At 49.9% G+C, this 468-nt stretch carries 1 protein-coding gene; it reads left to right on the forward strand.

The annotated features are described in order from the left end of the window. Positions 1–111: 111 nt before the first annotated feature. A partial coding sequence (locus tag KP705_RS17505) for a hypothetical protein (RefSeq protein WP_215765202.1) occupies positions 112–468 on the forward strand: 357 nt, incomplete at its 3' end.

Here is a 468-nt window from a genome sequence, read left to right on the forward strand (position 1 = left end):
GGTTAGGAGAAGGCTCATGACGCAGGAACGTCACAACCCGMCCCACATCAGTATTATAACACAACTGATGGCGATGGTTCAACACAAGACCGCCAAGACTGGTGGTCTCGGATGGAATCCGTAGGTCGTTCATATACGAAATTAGAGGCCCAAAGGGTCATCAAAGCTCAGTCATATGATGGGGGGTATTATCCTCGTTCATGGCTTGGGCATGTGTTCCATCTGGGGTGGTCTGTTGATGATATCTGCTGGCTGATATCTGCTGACTGCAAGCACCTTGGGCTTATAGCTCGGGATTATTCTGCTGATGAGAATCTGCGTTTTGCGTGTCGTTCGGAACAGGAAGACAGGCGACGCTTCAGGCTTCCTGCTGGTGGTTTAGAATACGTTCCAGAGGTTAAGGAAGCGAAGGAATCACGCGGAGAGATTTTTGATGCAGGACCGTCTGAGAATGGGTGTGAGTCATCT

The organism is Gluconobacter sp. P1D12_c, from assembly GCF_018812105.1.
In the GTDB taxonomy this organism is placed as follows: Bacteria; Pseudomonadota; Alphaproteobacteria; order Acetobacterales; family Acetobacteraceae; genus Gluconobacter; species Gluconobacter oxydans_A.